Origin of the sequence: Xanthomonas sp. 3307, assembly GCF_014199735.1 — a bacterium.
In the GTDB taxonomy this organism is placed as follows: Bacteria; Pseudomonadota; Gammaproteobacteria; order Xanthomonadales; family Xanthomonadaceae; genus Xanthomonas_A; species Xanthomonas_A rydalmerensis.
The window spans coordinates 62,635-78,422 of record NZ_JACHOG010000006.1 but is presented as its reverse complement, the minus strand read 5'-3'; the positions used below and the strand labels follow the sequence as shown (position 1 = coordinate 78,422).

Annotated in this window: 2 protein-coding genes; both read left to right on the top strand. The window is 67.4% G+C overall.

The genetic code is table 11. The features are described from left to right. The first annotated feature begins 13 nt into the window (after positions 1–13). A complete protein-coding gene (locus tag GGR64_RS14900) occupies positions 14–15,133 on the top strand; it encodes a hemagglutinin repeat-containing protein (RefSeq protein ID WP_184646810.1) in 15,120 nt (5,039 codons plus the stop codon). Further along, complete coding sequence (locus GGR64_RS14895; protein WP_184646808.1) at positions 15,130–15,549, top strand: hypothetical protein; 420 nt, start codon at positions 15,130–15,132, stop codon at positions 15,547–15,549. Before GGR64_RS14900 ends, GGR64_RS14895 begins: the two co-directional genes overlap by 4 nt. Positions 15,550–15,788 lie beyond the last annotated feature (239 nt).

Below are 15,788 nucleotides of genomic sequence, written 5' to 3'. Positions count from 1 at the left end.
GACGACGATGCACATGGACCGTACCGACCGCCGCCACCGCCTGCTCGAGCCGCTCAAGCGCGGCCTCGCCGCCCTGCTGTGCTGCACCGTCACCTGGACCTCGCTGCCGCTGTACGCGCAAGTCGCGCCGGTCGCCAATCCGGACGGGCGCCAGCCCGGGCAGCAGGCCGCGGCCAACGGCGTGCCGGTGGTGGACATCGTCGCTCCCAACGCGCGTGGCGTCTCGCACAATCGCTATTCGCGCTTCGACGTCGGCAGCAACGGCCTGATCCTCAACAACAGCGCGCAGATCTCCAAGACCGAGCTCGGCGGCTACATCGCCGGCAACGACAACCTGAAGAACAGCGGCGCGGCCACGCTGATCCTCAACGAAGTCACCTCCACGACCAGCCGCCTGCAGGGCTATACCGAAATCGCCGGGGCCAAGGCGCAGTTGGTGATCGCCAATCCCAACGGCATCGTCTGCGACGGCTGCGGCTTCCTCAACACCTCGCGCGTCACCCTGGCCACCGGCGTCCCGCTGCTCGGCGCCGATGGCGCCCTGAACGGCTTCTCCATCACCGGCGGCGCGCTGAGCGTCGGCAGCAACGGCCTGGACGCCTACAACGTCGATCGCCTGGACCTGCTGTCGCGGCAGTTGAGCGTGAATGGTTCGGTGTGGGCCAAGGACCTGCTGGCCAGCGCCGGTGCGCAGCGCATCGGCTACGACGGCATGTTGCTGGAGGTGCTGCCGGGCAGCGACGGCGCACCGCCGGCGATCGGCATCGATGTGGCGTACCTGGGCGGCATGTATGCCGACCGCATCCGCCTGATCGCCACCGAGGCCGGTGTGGGCGTGGTCAGCCGCGGCACCCTGTCCGCGCAGAGCGGCAGCCTGCAGATCGACAGCGCCGGGCAGCTCAGCCTCACCGGCACTGCGGTGGCACGCGACGATGTCGAGCTGCACGCGGCGGGTGCGCTGAGCCAGCAGGGCGTGCTCGGCTCGCAGCAGGCCGGCGTGCGCCTGCGCGCCGCGCAACTGACGATGAGTGGCGACACCATCGCCCATGGCCTGCTCGATGCGGCCGCCAGTGGCGCGCTGGCGCACAGTGGGCGCAGCAGCGCCGGTGCCATCACCCTGTTCGGTTCGGAACTGGACGCCGGCGGCAGCCTCTACAGCGGCGGCGATCTGTCGCTGAGCGCCAGTGGCGAGTTGCGCAGCAGCGGCAGCGCCTATGCTGGCGGCGCGGCGCAACTGCAGGCCGGAGCGGCCTGGCTGCAGCGCGGCGGTACCGTGCAGAGCGCCGGTCGCCTCGCGGTGCAGGCGGCGCGGATCGATGCCGCCGGCGCGCTCGACGCCGGTGCGGGCCTCAACTTGCGCAGCGATGCCGAGATGCGCCTGTCCGGGTTGGCGCAATCCTGGCAGGACGCCAGCGTGCAGGCCGGCGGACGCCTGGACACGCTCGGTCAGCTCAGCGCCGGCGGGCGCCTGGACCTGGGCGCGGCGGCGATCGGCAATGCGGCCGGTGCGGTGGTCTCGGCCGGCGGCGACATTGCGTTGGCAACGCCAGGCACGCTCGACAACGCCGGCACGCTGTATGCCGGACGCGATCTGCGCATCGACGCGGCCAGCGTCGGCAACAGCGGCGGCAGCTACGCCGGCCGCAACGCGACGCTCGCCACGACTGCGGCGCTGAGCAACAGCGGCAGCCTGGTTGCCGGCGCGGCGCTGAGCGTGGACGCGGCGCAACTGCTCAGCAGCGGCGAACTCGGCAGCCAGGGTGGCGACGTCGCCTTGCGCAGCCGCGGCGACCTGGCCCTGGCCGGGCAGGTGGCGGCGAAAGGCGCGCTGACCGCGCAGGCCGGCGGCATCTTGCTGCAATCGGGCACCTTGCGCGCGGGCAGCGCGCAGCTGCAGACCACCGGCGACGCCGCGCTGGACGGCGTGATCCGCACCGATGGCGACCTGCAGTTGAGCGCCGACGGCCAGTTGCGCAGCAGCGCCACCTTGGCCGCCGGCGGCAACGCCACGCTGCACGCGCAGGGCGCGTTGCTGCAGAGCGGACAGGTGCAGACCGGCGGCGCACTGGCACTGGACGGCGCCAGCATCGCCCAGGCCGGCGTGCTGGATGCCGGCACGACCCTGGCGCTGCGCAGCGCCGGCGACCTGTCGCTGGCCGGCACCGCGCAGTCGCGTAGCGACCTCACCCTGACCGGTGCCGGGGTGCTGCAGAACCAGGCCCAGGTCGTGGCTGGCGGCGCACTCAGCGCCAGCGCCGGCAGTCTCAGCAACGCTGCCGGCGCCAGTCTGTCGGCCCTGGGCGACGCCAGCCTGAGCAGCGCCAGCGCGCTGTCCAACGACGGCCACCTGTACGCCGGTGGCGGGCTCAGCCTACGCGCCGGCAGCCTCGCGCAGACCGGCTCGGCCAATGCCGGCACCACGCTGACCCTGACCGTCGATGGCGCCGTCGCCAACCAGGGCGATCTGGTCGGCGGTAGCGATGTGCAGATCGACGCCGGCAGTCTCGCCAGCAGCGGCCAGCTCGGCAGCCAGCACGGCCAGGTCGTGCTGAACAGCCGCGGCGACGTGCAACTCGATGGCGTGGTCGCGGCCGCCGGTGCCTTGAACGCGCAGGCGCTGGGCGATCTGCAGCAGCGCGGCAGCCTACGTGCGGCCGGCGTGCAGCTCGCTGCCGCGGGCGACCTGGGCGTGGCCGGCACCGTGCAGAGCACCGACACCCTGCAACTGCAGGCGCAACGCGCGCTGCGCGTGGACGGCCAGGCCAGCGCGAACGGCGCGATCGGCGTCAATGCCGCCAGCGTTGCACTCGGCACCGGCGCAATTCTGCAGAGCGCAACCGCCCTGCAGGTGGAGACGGCGGCGCTGGATAGCCAGGGCGCGCTGGACGCGGGCACCGATCTGCGGCTGCACAGTACGGGCGACATCCACCTGGCCGGCATCGCCCAGGCCGGGCGCGACGTTGCGGTGCTGGCCGACGGCAACCTCGACAACCAGTCCAAGGTGTTCGCCGGCCGCGCACTGCAGCTCACCGCCGCCAGTGCCAGCAACCAGGCGCAAGGCCAGTTGCTCGCACAGACGACACTCGACGCCACCGTGCAAGGCAACTTCGACAATGCCGGCCTGGTGCAGGCCGGCCAGACCGCGAGCTTGCGCGTTGGCAGCCTGCAACAGAGTGGCCGTACCTACGCCGGCGACACGTTGACCGTGCAGGCGGCGACCGCACTCGGCAACACCGGCGATCTGATCGGCAAGCACGATGTGGCGATCACCGCCGGCAGCGTCGCCAGCAGCGGCCAGCTCGGCAGTCAGGACGGCCAACTGAGCGTGACCAGCGCCGGCGATCTGCAACTCGCCGGCACCCAGGTCGCCGGTACCGCGCTGCACCTGCAGGCGGCGGGCGATCTGCTGCACGGCGGCACCAGCAAGGCGCAGTCCGTGCAGTTGGATGCCGGGCGCGACCTGAATCTCGTCGGCACCACGCAGAGCGCCAGCACCCTGCAGGCGCAGGCGCAACGCGCGCTGCAACTGGACGGGCAGGCACTGGCTGGCGGCAGCGTGCACCTGCGGGGTGCCAGCGTCGGCACTGGCAGCGCCGCGGTGTTGCAGAGCGTGGCGGACATCGCTGTGGATGGCGGCAGCATCGACAGCCAAGGTGCGCTCGACGCCGGCACCGACCTGACCCTGCATAGCCAGGACGTGCTGCACCTGGCCGGCATCGCCCAGGGCGGTGGCGACGTGCTGCTGACGGCTGCGGGTGCGTTCGACAACAGCGCCCGGGTTGTGGCCGGGCGCGATCTGCAGCTGCAGGCGGCGAGTGCGGTCAACCGCGCCGCCGGCACGCTGGCCGCCGGTCGCGGACTGGACCTGCACGTCGATGGACTGCTCGACAACGCCGGCCTGCTGCGCGGCGAACAATCGCTGCAACTGCAGGCCGGCAGCCTGCAGCACAGCGGCACACTCTCCACCGGCCAGGCATTGACCCTGCGCAGCAGCGGCGCGGTGGACAACCGCGGCAACGTGATCGCCAGCGGCGATCTGTTGGTGGACGTGGGCAGCCTCAGCAACAGCGGCCAACTCGGCAGCCAGAACGGCCAGGTCACGCTCACCAGCCAGGGCGACCTGCAACTGGGCGGCAGCGTGATCGCCGCGCAGGCGCTCAGCGCCACCGCGCAGGGCGACCTGCGCCTGGACGGCGTGGCAAAGGCGCGCGCGATCGCCCTGAGCGGGCGCGATGTCGGCCTCGCCGGTGGGTTGCAGAGCGCGACCAACGCGACGCTGCAGGCGCAGCGCGCCCTGAGCGTCGATGGCCAAGCCCTGACCGCGGGCGGCCTGCAGTTGCAGGGCGCCAGCGTGGCCACCGGCAACGCCGCCGTGCTGCAGAGCACGGCCGGCGCGATCACCCTGCAGGGCGGCAGCATCGACAGCCGCGGCACGCTCGACGCCGCCACCGATCTGGGCCTGCGCAGCGACGGCACGCTGGCCGTCGCCGGCGTGGCCCAGGCCGGGCGCGATGTCGTGCTCACCGCCGGCACCCAGCTGAGCAATGCCGCGCAGGTGCTGGCCGGGCGCGATCTCACCGTCACCGCTGCCGGCATCGCCAACGCCACCGGCGCCAGCCTCGGCGCGCGCGGCGCGCTGGCCCTGACCACGGCCGGCACCCTCGCCAATGCCGGCACCCTGCAGTCCGGCCAGACCATGACCCTGCAGGTCGGCAACCTGCAGCACAGCGGCCAGGCCTACGCCGGCGACGCGCTGACCCTGCACGCCACCGGCGCCGTCGACAGCCAGGGCGACCTGATCGCCAAGCGCGACCTGCAACTCGACGCCGCGCGCATCGCCAGCACCGGCCAACTCGGCAGCCAGAGCGGCCAGGTGGCGCTGACCAGCCAGGGCGACCTGCAGTTGGGCGGCAGCATCGTCGCTGCACAGGCGTTGAGCGCCACCGCGCTAGGCGATCTGCGGCTGGATGGCGTCGCCAAGGCCGGGGCCGTCGCCCTGACCGGGCGCGACGTCGGCATTGCCGGTGCGTTGCAAAGCGGCTCCACGACGACGCTGCAGGCGCAGCGCGCCCTGAGCGTCGATGGCCAGGCCCTGACCGTCGGCGACCTGCAGTTGCAAGGTGCCAGCGTGGCCACCGGCAACGCCGCCGTGCTGCAGAGCACGGCCGGCGCGATCACCCTGCAAGGCGGCAGCATCGACAGCCGCGGCACGCTCGACGCCGCCACCGATCTGGGCCTGCGCAGCGACGGCACGTTGGCCTTGGCCGGCGTGGCCCAGGCGGGGCGCGATGTCGCGCTCGCCGCCGGCACCCAGCTGACCAATGCCGCGCAGGTGCTGGCCGGGCGCGATCTCACCGTCACCGCTGCCAGCATCGTCAACGCCGCCGGCGCCAGCCTCGGCGCGCGCGGCGCGCTGGCCCTGACCACGGCCGGCACCCTCGCCAATGCCGGCACCCTGCAGTCCGGCCAGGCCATGACCTTGCAGGTCGGCAACCTGCAGCACAGCGGCCAGGCCTACGCCGGCGACGCGCTGACCCTGCACGCCACTGGCGCCGTCGACAGCCAGGGCGACCTGATCGCCAAGCGCGACCTGCAACTCGACGCCGCGCGCATCGCCAGCACCGGCCAACTCGGCAGCCAGAGCGGCCAGGTGGTGCTGACCAGCCAGGGCGACCTGCAGTTGGGCGGCACCGTCGCCGCAGCCACCCAGCTCAGCGCCCAAGCGCAGGGCGATCTGCTGCAGGCCGGCACGCTCAGCGCGCAGGCGCTGGACCTGCGCGCCGGCCGCGACCTGACCCTGGGCGGCCAGCTCGCCACCACGCAGGGACTGCAGGCGCAGGCGCAGCGCGACCTGCAAGTGAACGGCAGCCTCAGCGCCGGCCAGGACGCCACGCTGCAAGCCGGCGGCACCCTGCGCAGTGGCAGCCAGAGCGTGCTGCACAGCACCGGCGCACTGCGTCTGAGCGGCGCGGCCATCGACAGCCAGGGCACCGCCGATGCTGGCACCACCCTGGCGATGACCAGCACGGGCGACCTCGCCCTCGGTGGCTTGGTGCAGTCCGCTTCGACGCTCGACCTGCGCGCCACCGGCGCACTCAACAACGCCGCCCAGGTCGTCGCCGGCACCGATCTGAGCCTCACCGCCGCCAGCGCTACCAACAGCGCCAGCGGCATGCTCGCCGCCCTGGGCAATGGCACGTTCACCGTCAGCGGCCTGCTCAGCAACGCCGGCGCGCTGCGTGCGCGCCAGCGCCTGCAACTGGACGTGGGCTCGCTGCAGCAGACCGGGCGCAGCTACGGCGTGCAGCGCCTGGCGCTCACCGCCAACGGTGCGGTCGACAACCGCGGCGACCTGATCGGCGGCAACGCCCTGCGCGTGCAGGCCGCCAGCGTCGCCAGCAGCGGCCAGCTCGGCAGCGAGAGCGGAGATGTCGCCTTGGTCAGCCAGGGCGATCTGACTCTGGGCGGCACCCTGGCGTCTGCCGGTGCGTTCAGCGCGCAGGCCGGCGGTGCACTGAACCAGAGCGGCGCGCTCAGTGCCGCGACCACCCTGCAACTGCAATCACACGGCGACCTGACCGTGGCCGGCACGCTCAGCGCCAACCAGGTCGTGCTCGGCAGCGACGCCGGCGTGCTCCAGCACGGCACCGTCAACGGCGCCGACATCGCGCTGCAGGGCCAGCGCATCGACAACGCCGGGCAGACCCTGTCCAGCGGCAACCTGCGCCTGAGCGGCGGCGATGTCGCCATCGGCGGCGTGGCCGCGTCTGGCGTGCGCAGCGACGGCAGCCTCGGCAACAGCGGCGCGCTGACCCTGCATGCCGACGGCACGCTCAGCGCCAGCGGCCGCCTGATCGCCGCCGGTAATCTCACCGCAGACGCCACGCAACTCGCGCTGGCCGGCAGCACCACCCGTGTCGGCGGCAACGCCGCGCTGACCGCGAGCGGCGACGTGGACCATCGCGGCGCCGACCTGCTCGCCGGCGGCCAGCTCACCGTGCGTGCCGGTGGCGCGCTGGACAACAGCGCGCTCAACGGCGCCGGCGGCACGCTGCAGGCGGCGGGCCTGGACCTGGGCGCGAGCACGCTGCGCAACGGCAGCGGCAGCCTGGTGCAGAGTGGCACCGGCATCACCCGCATCGCCGTCACCGGCGCGTTCGACAACGGCAGCGGCCGCCTGGTCAGCAACGGCAGCGACCTGCAACTGGGCGCGGCGTCGATCAACAACGCGCAAGGGCGCATCGAACACGCCGGTAGTGGCACCCTCACGGTGAGCAGCGCTGGTGCCCTCGGCAATGCCGGCGGTCGCATCCTCACCCAGGGCCAGCTGCAGCTCAGCGCCGGCAACACGCTCGACAACCAGGGCGGCGCCATCGCCGCGGCCGGCGATGCCAGTGTCACCGCGGCCGGCCTGGGCAACATCGGCGGCAGCGTGTCCGGGCGCGGCTTGAACCTGCAACTGGGCAGCGGTGCGCTCGACAACCGCCTGGGCGTAGTGCAGGCCACCGGCGGCAGCCTGGTACTGCGCGCCGACAGCCTCGAAAACCGCGGCGGCACCATACAGGCGCTGAGCAGTGGCGGTGCCGGTGGCGACCTGCGCGTGGATCTGGCGCATACGTTGAACAACGACTCCGGCGTGATCGGTGCCAGCACCGATCTGACCCTGGGCGCAGAGAACGTCAGTAACAGCGCCGGCACCCTGCAGGCCGGCCGCGACCTGGCACTGACCGCGCGTGGCCAGCTCGACAACCACCAGAGCGGCCGCATCGGCGCCGCGCGCGATCTCACCGTCGCCGTCAATGGTGCGCTGCTCAACAGCGGCGGCCAGCTCGACAGCGGCAACGCCATGACCCTGTCCGGCGGCCGCATCGACAACAGCCAGGGCAGCATCGTCAACAACGGCGGCGGCCTGACCCGGCTCACCACCGGTGGGGACCTGCGCAATGTCGGCGGCAGCCTGGGCGGGCGCGGCAGTGTGGTGCTCGACGCGGCCAGCATCGCCAACGGCAGCGGGCAACTGGTGGCCGGCGGCGATCTGATCGCCAACACCAACGCGCTCGACAACCAGGGCGGCAGCGTCTACGCCGGCGCCAGCATGCTGCTGCAACGCAACGGCGCCACGCTCGACAACCGCAACGGCAAGATCAAGGCCGAACAGGCGGTGCGCCTGGCCCTGCAGAACCTGAGCAACAGCGGCGGCCAGATCGGCGCCGGCAGCAGCGCCGGCGGTGCGGGCGACGTGGTCATCGACACTGTCGGCTTCGACGGCGGCGGCAGCATCCTCGGCCAGAACCTGCTCGACCTGACCATCCGCAGCGACTACACCCATCGCGCCGGTGCCGACATCACCAGCAACGGCGATTTCCGCCTGGCAGTGGGCGGCAACTTCGTCAATGCCTCGGCGCTGCAGGCCGGGCGCAGCCTCGGCATCAACGCCAGCAACATCAGCAACCTTGCCGGCGCCAGCATGCGCTCGGGCAACGTGCAGTTGAACACCGGCGGCAGCGTCGGCAACGCCGGCGACATTTCCGCCAGCGGCAACCTGCAGGTCACTGCTGGGTCGGTGAGCAACACCGGCAGCCTGGTCGGCGGCAACGTGCTGGTGGACACCGGCACCCTGATCAACGGCGCCGATCTGGGCGGCGCCACCGACAACGCCGCCTACGGCAGCGCGCTGATCGGCGCCACCAGCGGCATGACCCTGCTGGTGCGCGACCAGTTGGTCAACCGCGACGCGAAGATCTTCAGCCTCGGCAACATCGCCATCGGCGCCGCGCGCGACAGCAGCGGCACGCTCATCGCACGCACCGGCACGCTGGACAACGTGTCCGGCAGCATCGAGGCCGATGGCAGCATCCTGATCGCAGCCAATCAGATCAATAACCGGCGGCGCGTGGTCAATGCCAGAACCACGCCGTTGTCGGACTCCGAGCGCGAGGCAATCAACGCCACGACGCCTTCTGAAGTGCTGTACGTCGGCCAGCCGATGCCCGAACAGAATGGCCCGAACGTCGGCGACAGGGTCAGCCTTGGTACGACCCGATACTACGATGTCATCAGTCGTGACCAACTCATTTCCGCCAGCGCGGAAGGGCGCATCGCTGCCGGGGGAAACATCGCGATCTCTGGGAGCGTGAACAACAACGCGTCCACGATTGCAGCCGCCGGTCAGCTGTTGGTTAATCGCTTTGGCACCAATGGATTGAGTGACGCTCTCATCAATGGGCGGGAGGTAGTGCAGAACAACGCGCTCGCGTTGAGTCAGAAGACCAAGTACACCGATATCGAGCGCGTCGCAGTCTTGGATGATGGCGACTGTGCTCGAGGAATTCGAGGAACGGGATGTACCTACAGTGTCGAGGAAAACGAAGTCAACTCCGGGACATCGGATAGTGGCTACATCGCCCTCGCCGCCAACATGACCGGCGGGCAGGGCGTGGCGATCAGCGGCGCCACCATCAGCAACGGCGCGGTCGGCAGCGATGGCCGCAGCATCGGCGGCGCTTCCTTCAACGCCACCCAGGGCGGAGGCCTGAACCGGTACGGCACCAAGAGCGCCGACGGTGCTGGCGGTATCGCCGTGCAGGCGCAGACCGCTGCCGCCACGGGCGGCGCCAGTGTCGGCAACCGCATTGCCGCCGCCGGATTCGGCCAGATCCGTGTCGATGACGGTCGCGGCAGCCTCGTCGGCACCACCGACGCGACTGCGGTCGACGTCCATGCGCATGGGGTCCAGACCGCACTGAACGGCAGCAGCGCCGTCAATGCCTCCAATGTCCAGGCCAACGGCGTGCAGGCCCAGCTCGGCGGCGCCGGCAATGGCAGCCGCAGCCAGGTTCAGGCCAACGGCGCGCAGGCGGTACTGACCGGCGGAACGGTGCCTGGCCAGTACCAGCAGATCGACCCAGGCACCGGCCAGGTCCCGCAGGTGGTCGGTGGCGTCGGCGCGCCGCTGGGCAACATCGTGCTGCCGATGGGCGGGCTGTACCGCCTGGTCGGCAGCAACGGCGCCAATCCCAACGCGCTGGGCCGCGCCGCCAACGGCCTGGGCGGGGTCAAGGCCAACAACAGCAACCCCGGTCGCCGCTACCTGATCGAGACCGATCCGCGCTTCGTCGACTACAACAACTTCATCAGCAGCGATTACCTGCTGGACAAGCTCGGCGTTGATCCGCAGTGGACCCAGACCCGCCTGGGCGATGGTTTCTACGAACAGCGCCTGGTGCTGGACCAGATCACCCAGCTCACCGGCCGCCGCTACCTTGGCAACTACGCCGACGGCGTGGCCCAGTACCGCGCCCTGCTCGATGGCGGCGTGGCCGAGGCCGGCACGCTGCACCTGAGCGTGGGCGTGGCGCTGACCGCCGCGCAGGTCGCCGCGCTGACCCACGACATCGTGTGGATGGTCGAACAGGAGTACCAGGGCCAGAAGGTGCTGGTGCCCGTGGTCTACCTGTCGTCCAAGACCGCGCTGACCCTGCGCAGCGATGGCGCGCTGCTGGCCAGCGACAACGGCGACGTCTCGCTCAACGCCACGGCCGGCCTGAGCAACACCGGCACCATCAGCGGCGCCAACGTCAGCGCCAACGTCGGCAACCTGCTCAACCAGGGCCGCATTGTGTCCAGTGGCACCGTGGCGTTGCAGGCCAATCAGGACCTGCTCAACCTCGGCGGCCAGATCGCCGGCCGCGACGTGCTGCTCAGTGCCGGTCGCGACCTGACCAGCACCACCCGCGACGCCCTCGCTGGCGGCGACCTGCGTTCGGGCATCACTGCCGGCAACAACCTGCTGCTGCAGGCCGGTCGTGACCTCAGCCTCACTGGCACGACCCTGCAGGTCGGCAACAATGCCGCGTTGCAGGCAGGCAGCAACCTGCTGCTGCAACCCACGGCACTGCGTGATGAGTCCGGCCTGATGCGCGGCGGTGACACGTCCAGCCTCATTGTCGGTGGCAATCTGCAATTGGCCGCCGGCAACGATCTCACCATCCGCCAGGCGCAGGTGAAGACCGGCGGCGATCTGATCGCCGCAGCAGGCCACAACCTCGACGTGACTTCGGTGCTAGGCGACAGCCATACCGTTACCGACGAGACCCGACAGGGCAAGACCAAGCTCGTCACCGCCACCACTACCCAGGACCTGGAACAGCAGGCGCTCACCGCTGGCGGTAACCTGGTGCTCAGCGCCGGCCACGACGTCAACCTGACCGCCGCCAAGCTCGACGCTGGCAAGGGCTTGGTCGTGGCTGCGGGCCACGACATCAATAGCACCACGCTGACCACGGTCGATACTAGCAACACCGTAGAAACGCGCAATCGCTTCAGGCAGACCACCAGCACCCGCGACGAGACCGTCCACGGCAGCGAGTTCACCGCCGGCGGCGATATCGCCCTGCAGTCCGGCCACGACGTGAACCTGACCGCGGCCAAGGCGTTCACCGAGACCGGTGCGCTGGCCGTGTCCGCCGGCAACGACGTCAACCTGCTCGCCGCACAAGAGCAGCACGATGCCGTGCAGGACATGCAGAAGAAGAAAAAGGGCTTCCTGTCCAGCAAGACCACGACCACGCACGACGAGTGGCATGACAGCACCGCAGTGGCGACGACCCTCAGCGGCGATACCGTGCAAATCGCCGCCGGCCACGACCTACTCTCGCAAGGCGCGCAGGTCGCCGGCACCGGCAACGTGGTGGTGGCCGCGGGCAACGACCTGACGCTGGAGACGGCGCAGAACACGCATAGCGAGGAACACGACAAGAAAGTCAAGAAGACCGGCCTGTACAGCGGCGGCGGCTTCAGCGTCACATTGGGCGCGAGCAAGCAAACCAATACGCTCGACACCACCGAGGTGAGCCAGAGCGGCAGCCTGGTGGGCAGCACCGACGGGTCGGTCACGCTCACCGCCGGCAATGCCGTGGGCATCACCGGCAGTGACGTGCTGAGCAAGACCGGCACCGCCATCGTCGGTAAGGAGGTGACCATCGCCGCGGTCGAGAACCGCGTGGACACGGTGCAGACGTCCAAGCAGCAGAGTGCCGGGATTACCCTGGGCCTGACCGGCGCGGTGGTACAGGCGGCCGAAGCGGCATATGGCGCCACCAAGCGCGGCAGCGAAGTCGAGGACAGCCGGCTGCAGGCGCTGTATGCGGCAAAGGCCGGTTACGCAGTCAAGGACAGCGTCGATGCCTACCAAGCCGCTGACGCGCAAGGCGCACAGATGGGCGGTATCAGTCTGCGCATCGGCATCGGTGCCAGCAGCGCGTCCAGCAAGACCGTGACCCATGAGGAAACCACCGGCGGCAGCCGCATCCTGAGCGACGGCAACGTCACCATCGCCGCCACCGGTGGGGACTTGAACGTGATCGGGAGCAAGATCGACGGCCAGAACGTCGCGCTGGCCGCGGCCAACAATCTCAACCTGCTGAGCCAGCAGGAAACCAACACCGAAAAGTCGAGCAACAAGAACGCCGGCGGCGAGATCGGTGTGAGCGTTGGCACCACCACTGGCGTCTACCTGACTGCATACGCCGGCAAGGGCAGTGCCAAGGGCAATAGCGAACTGCATACCGAAAGTGTGGTCACGGCCAAGGACACGCTGATCCTGGCCAGTGGCAACGACACAACGATCAAAGGCGCACAGGCGATCGGCGACAAGGTACTGGCCAAGGTCGGTGGCGACCTGCTGATTCAGAGCGAGCAGGACACCAACGACTACAAGAGCAAGCAGCAGCAGGCCGGTGTGCAATTGGTCTATGGCTATAGCACCGGGGGCAACGCCAGCGGCTATTACAGTCAGCAGAAGATCGACAGCAGCTACACCAGCGTCAAGGAGCAGAGCGGCATCCAGGCTGGTAACGGTGGGTTTGACGTTACCGTTGGCGGCGACACGCACCTGATCGGCGGCGCCATCGCCAGCACGGCCGATGCCGAGAAGAACCGCCTGACCACCAATAGCCTGACGGTCCAGGACGTGCAGAACAAGGCGGAGTACCAAGCCAGCAGCGTCGGTGTTAGCTCGGACATGGCGTCCAGTGCGACGAAGGCAGCGCTTGGAGCCGCCCTGAGTCTGGCTGGAGGTCAGAACGGCAACACTACCAGCGTCACCAAGAGCAGCGTCTCCGCAGGGACGATCGAAGTTCGCAACGGAGACGACTCGGCGGTCGCAAACCTGGATCGTAACGCGACTGAGCTGCAGCAGTCGGGTCTGAAGCAGATCTTCGACGAACGTAAAGTCAAAGATCAAATGGAGATGGCCAGGGTCGCGGGGGAGGTTGGCTTCCGCACGGTTGGAGCCATTGGAGATGCGCTGACCAGCAAATACAAGGACGCCGCACTCGTTGCGGATGGCGCTGAAAGGCAATTGAAGCGTGACGATCTGACTCCGGAGCAGCGTGCCCTAATCCAGCAGAACCTGGACACTGCCAAAGCCACCATGGCGGCGTATCAGGAGCAAAACGATCTCTGGAAGGACGGCGGAACCGGCAAGACGCTGATGCACGCCGTGGCGGGTGCGGTCGCTGCGAGCCTTGGTGGCGGAAACGCGATGCAAGGCGCGCTAGGTGCTGGCGCCGCAGAACTTGCGCGCCCTCTTACCGAAGGTGAATCGAAACTTGTGCAGAACCTGGTCAGCGCGTTGGTCGGCGGAGTCGCCGGTGGCGAGACTGGTGCCGGCGTTGCTGTGGATGGCGAGAACTTCAACCGGCAGCTGCATCCGGACGAGCTGAAGAAGATCAATGCGAACGCGGCCAACTTCGCAGCTACGGAGTGCGGCCAAGCATGCACGCCGGAGCAGGTGGAAGCCGCACGGCAGCGCCTGATCGTTCAGGCCATGCGTCAAACGGACAGCCGTTGGAACGACATCCTCGGCATGGGCGGGTTAGTCGCCCAGGATGGAAACGCGCTCAGCTTCCTGGACGCGCTCAAGCAGAGTAAACCCGACTACACGGATTTCTCTGCCGACTGGGCTCAGTACAACGATCACTCGATGTTCGCCGATGCCTTGCGCGGCACACCAGCGCTTGATCAGGTGTACGGCGCAGTGCTGCGCACCGCAACGAGTCAGGACGACCAGCGCCACTTGCTGCAGGCGCTGAACCGCACGGATGCTGGCTGGACCGATGACTATGTCCATGGCGTCTTGAACCGAGACGCATGGGCCATCGGGACGACCTTCACTGGCGATGTTGGGTTCGTCGCGGATGTAACACACAAGCTGGCGACGGGCGATGCGAAGGGCGCTCTCAGTGCGGTCGCTGGTGCCGTGGTGCTGTCCAAGGTCGGTGAGTTGGGGGGAATCGTCGCCGGCAAGGCTGTCACCATCATCAAAGAAGCGTTGAGTTCAACCAAGGGCGCTTCTGATTCGGTGCTGCCGTTGGTGGTGAAGGAGACAGCAACGACTGGCACCGCGGGGGATGTACTCACTGAAGTGCCGTTGTTGAAGCCAGAGGCACCTAACCCGAGCAGTGTGGTTGATGTGCCTAGAGGCAATGAAATCGATACATCTGGCTTGGCGGGCTTCCCTGAGATGCCTCCTGGCTATAGCCGGTTGAAGTCGGGAGGAGCATCTGCAAATGAGACAGGTGGGTTGCCAGAGGGATATCGTCGGCTAGTAAGTAACGATGGTGAAAATGTTATCCAGGGGCCTGCGGGAGAGATCTATGGGAGTGAAGAACTGCTCACGCAGGCCTTAAAGTCCGACGTAAAATTTATTCCCTCGAATCAGGTTAAAGTCTCAGATGCCCACAGTGTTAACACGATAACGGAGGACACTAGATTCGGCGGCGGAAATCGTACGGTCCCTAAGACTGTTGCCAAAGGAGATGTGAATCTTCAGATGGACATTGATGAGATTAGTGCAGGCAAAGCGAAGTTGCTTGAAAATGGCGATGTCTTAACATCATCTGGGCGCGTATACGGAACACATCCGGGAAGTTCAACGGTATTTCCTAAGAGCGGCCCCGGATTAATTCAATTATCGCAAGCAGAGTTTGGAATTTACAAAGAGATGCTAAAAAGCGGCGGCTTGCAAAACAGTGCACTCAAGCGTTTGGAGGCCCTTTTGAAAGCTGGGAACAAGGGGGTTGATGAATTTTCTGAAGAAAAGCTTGTTGAATTATTTGGGAGTAAGAAATGAGTATTTCCCTTTTTGAAATTTCCCTAAGAGAAATATTTAATCTTACGGAAGTGGCCTCCGTGGTATTGGACTGCATGGGCGGAAGCGTAAAATCCACGGTCGATTATGATTCTTTTTTTTCTCTTTCCCTGGAGGAGCAGGAAATTTCAGTTGGGCTTGAGATTATATATTCTAGCATCGGTTACAAAACTTTAATTAACGGCGTCTCCTGTGTTGATTTGTACGGTGAGTCACTTGGGGAGTTCGCCTCTCGCATTTCTAGTGCTCTAAAAACAGAAGTCGTAATTGGGGACTACATTATGGATGTTGAAATGGCTACGGGTCGCTATCTCGTATATTATCCGGATGGATCATTTAGGCATGCTTATGAAATAAAAAATGGTGATGGTGTATTTGATGTAACTGTCGAAAATTAGGGCGGTGTCTGTAAAGGCCACGGATCCGGGTGTGGCTGATTAAAACATCAGTAGATTGGCGTACTTCTCCTCATTTTTGATCGCTTTAGGTCCTGAAGCGATCAAAAATCCATTTTAAATGCGCGCGCGCTTTATCGCTGTTATTGATGTCTTCTCGGTTTTAGGTAGCACAGTGCTTTAGAGGTGCTAGACGAAAGCCGCACCGTCGCCGACCAGACCAGCCAGGCAAGACCAAGGTC

Bases quoted from the DNA above. Each gene is read 5' to 3' on its own strand.
- GGR64_RS14900 (WP_184646810.1), top strand. From the start codon at position 14: ATGGACCGTACCGACCGCCGCCACCGCCTGCTCGAGCCGCTCAAGCGC.
- GGR64_RS14895 (WP_184646808.1), top strand. From the start codon at position 15,130: ATGAGTATTTCCCTTTTTGAAATTTCCCTAAGAGAAATATTTAATCTT.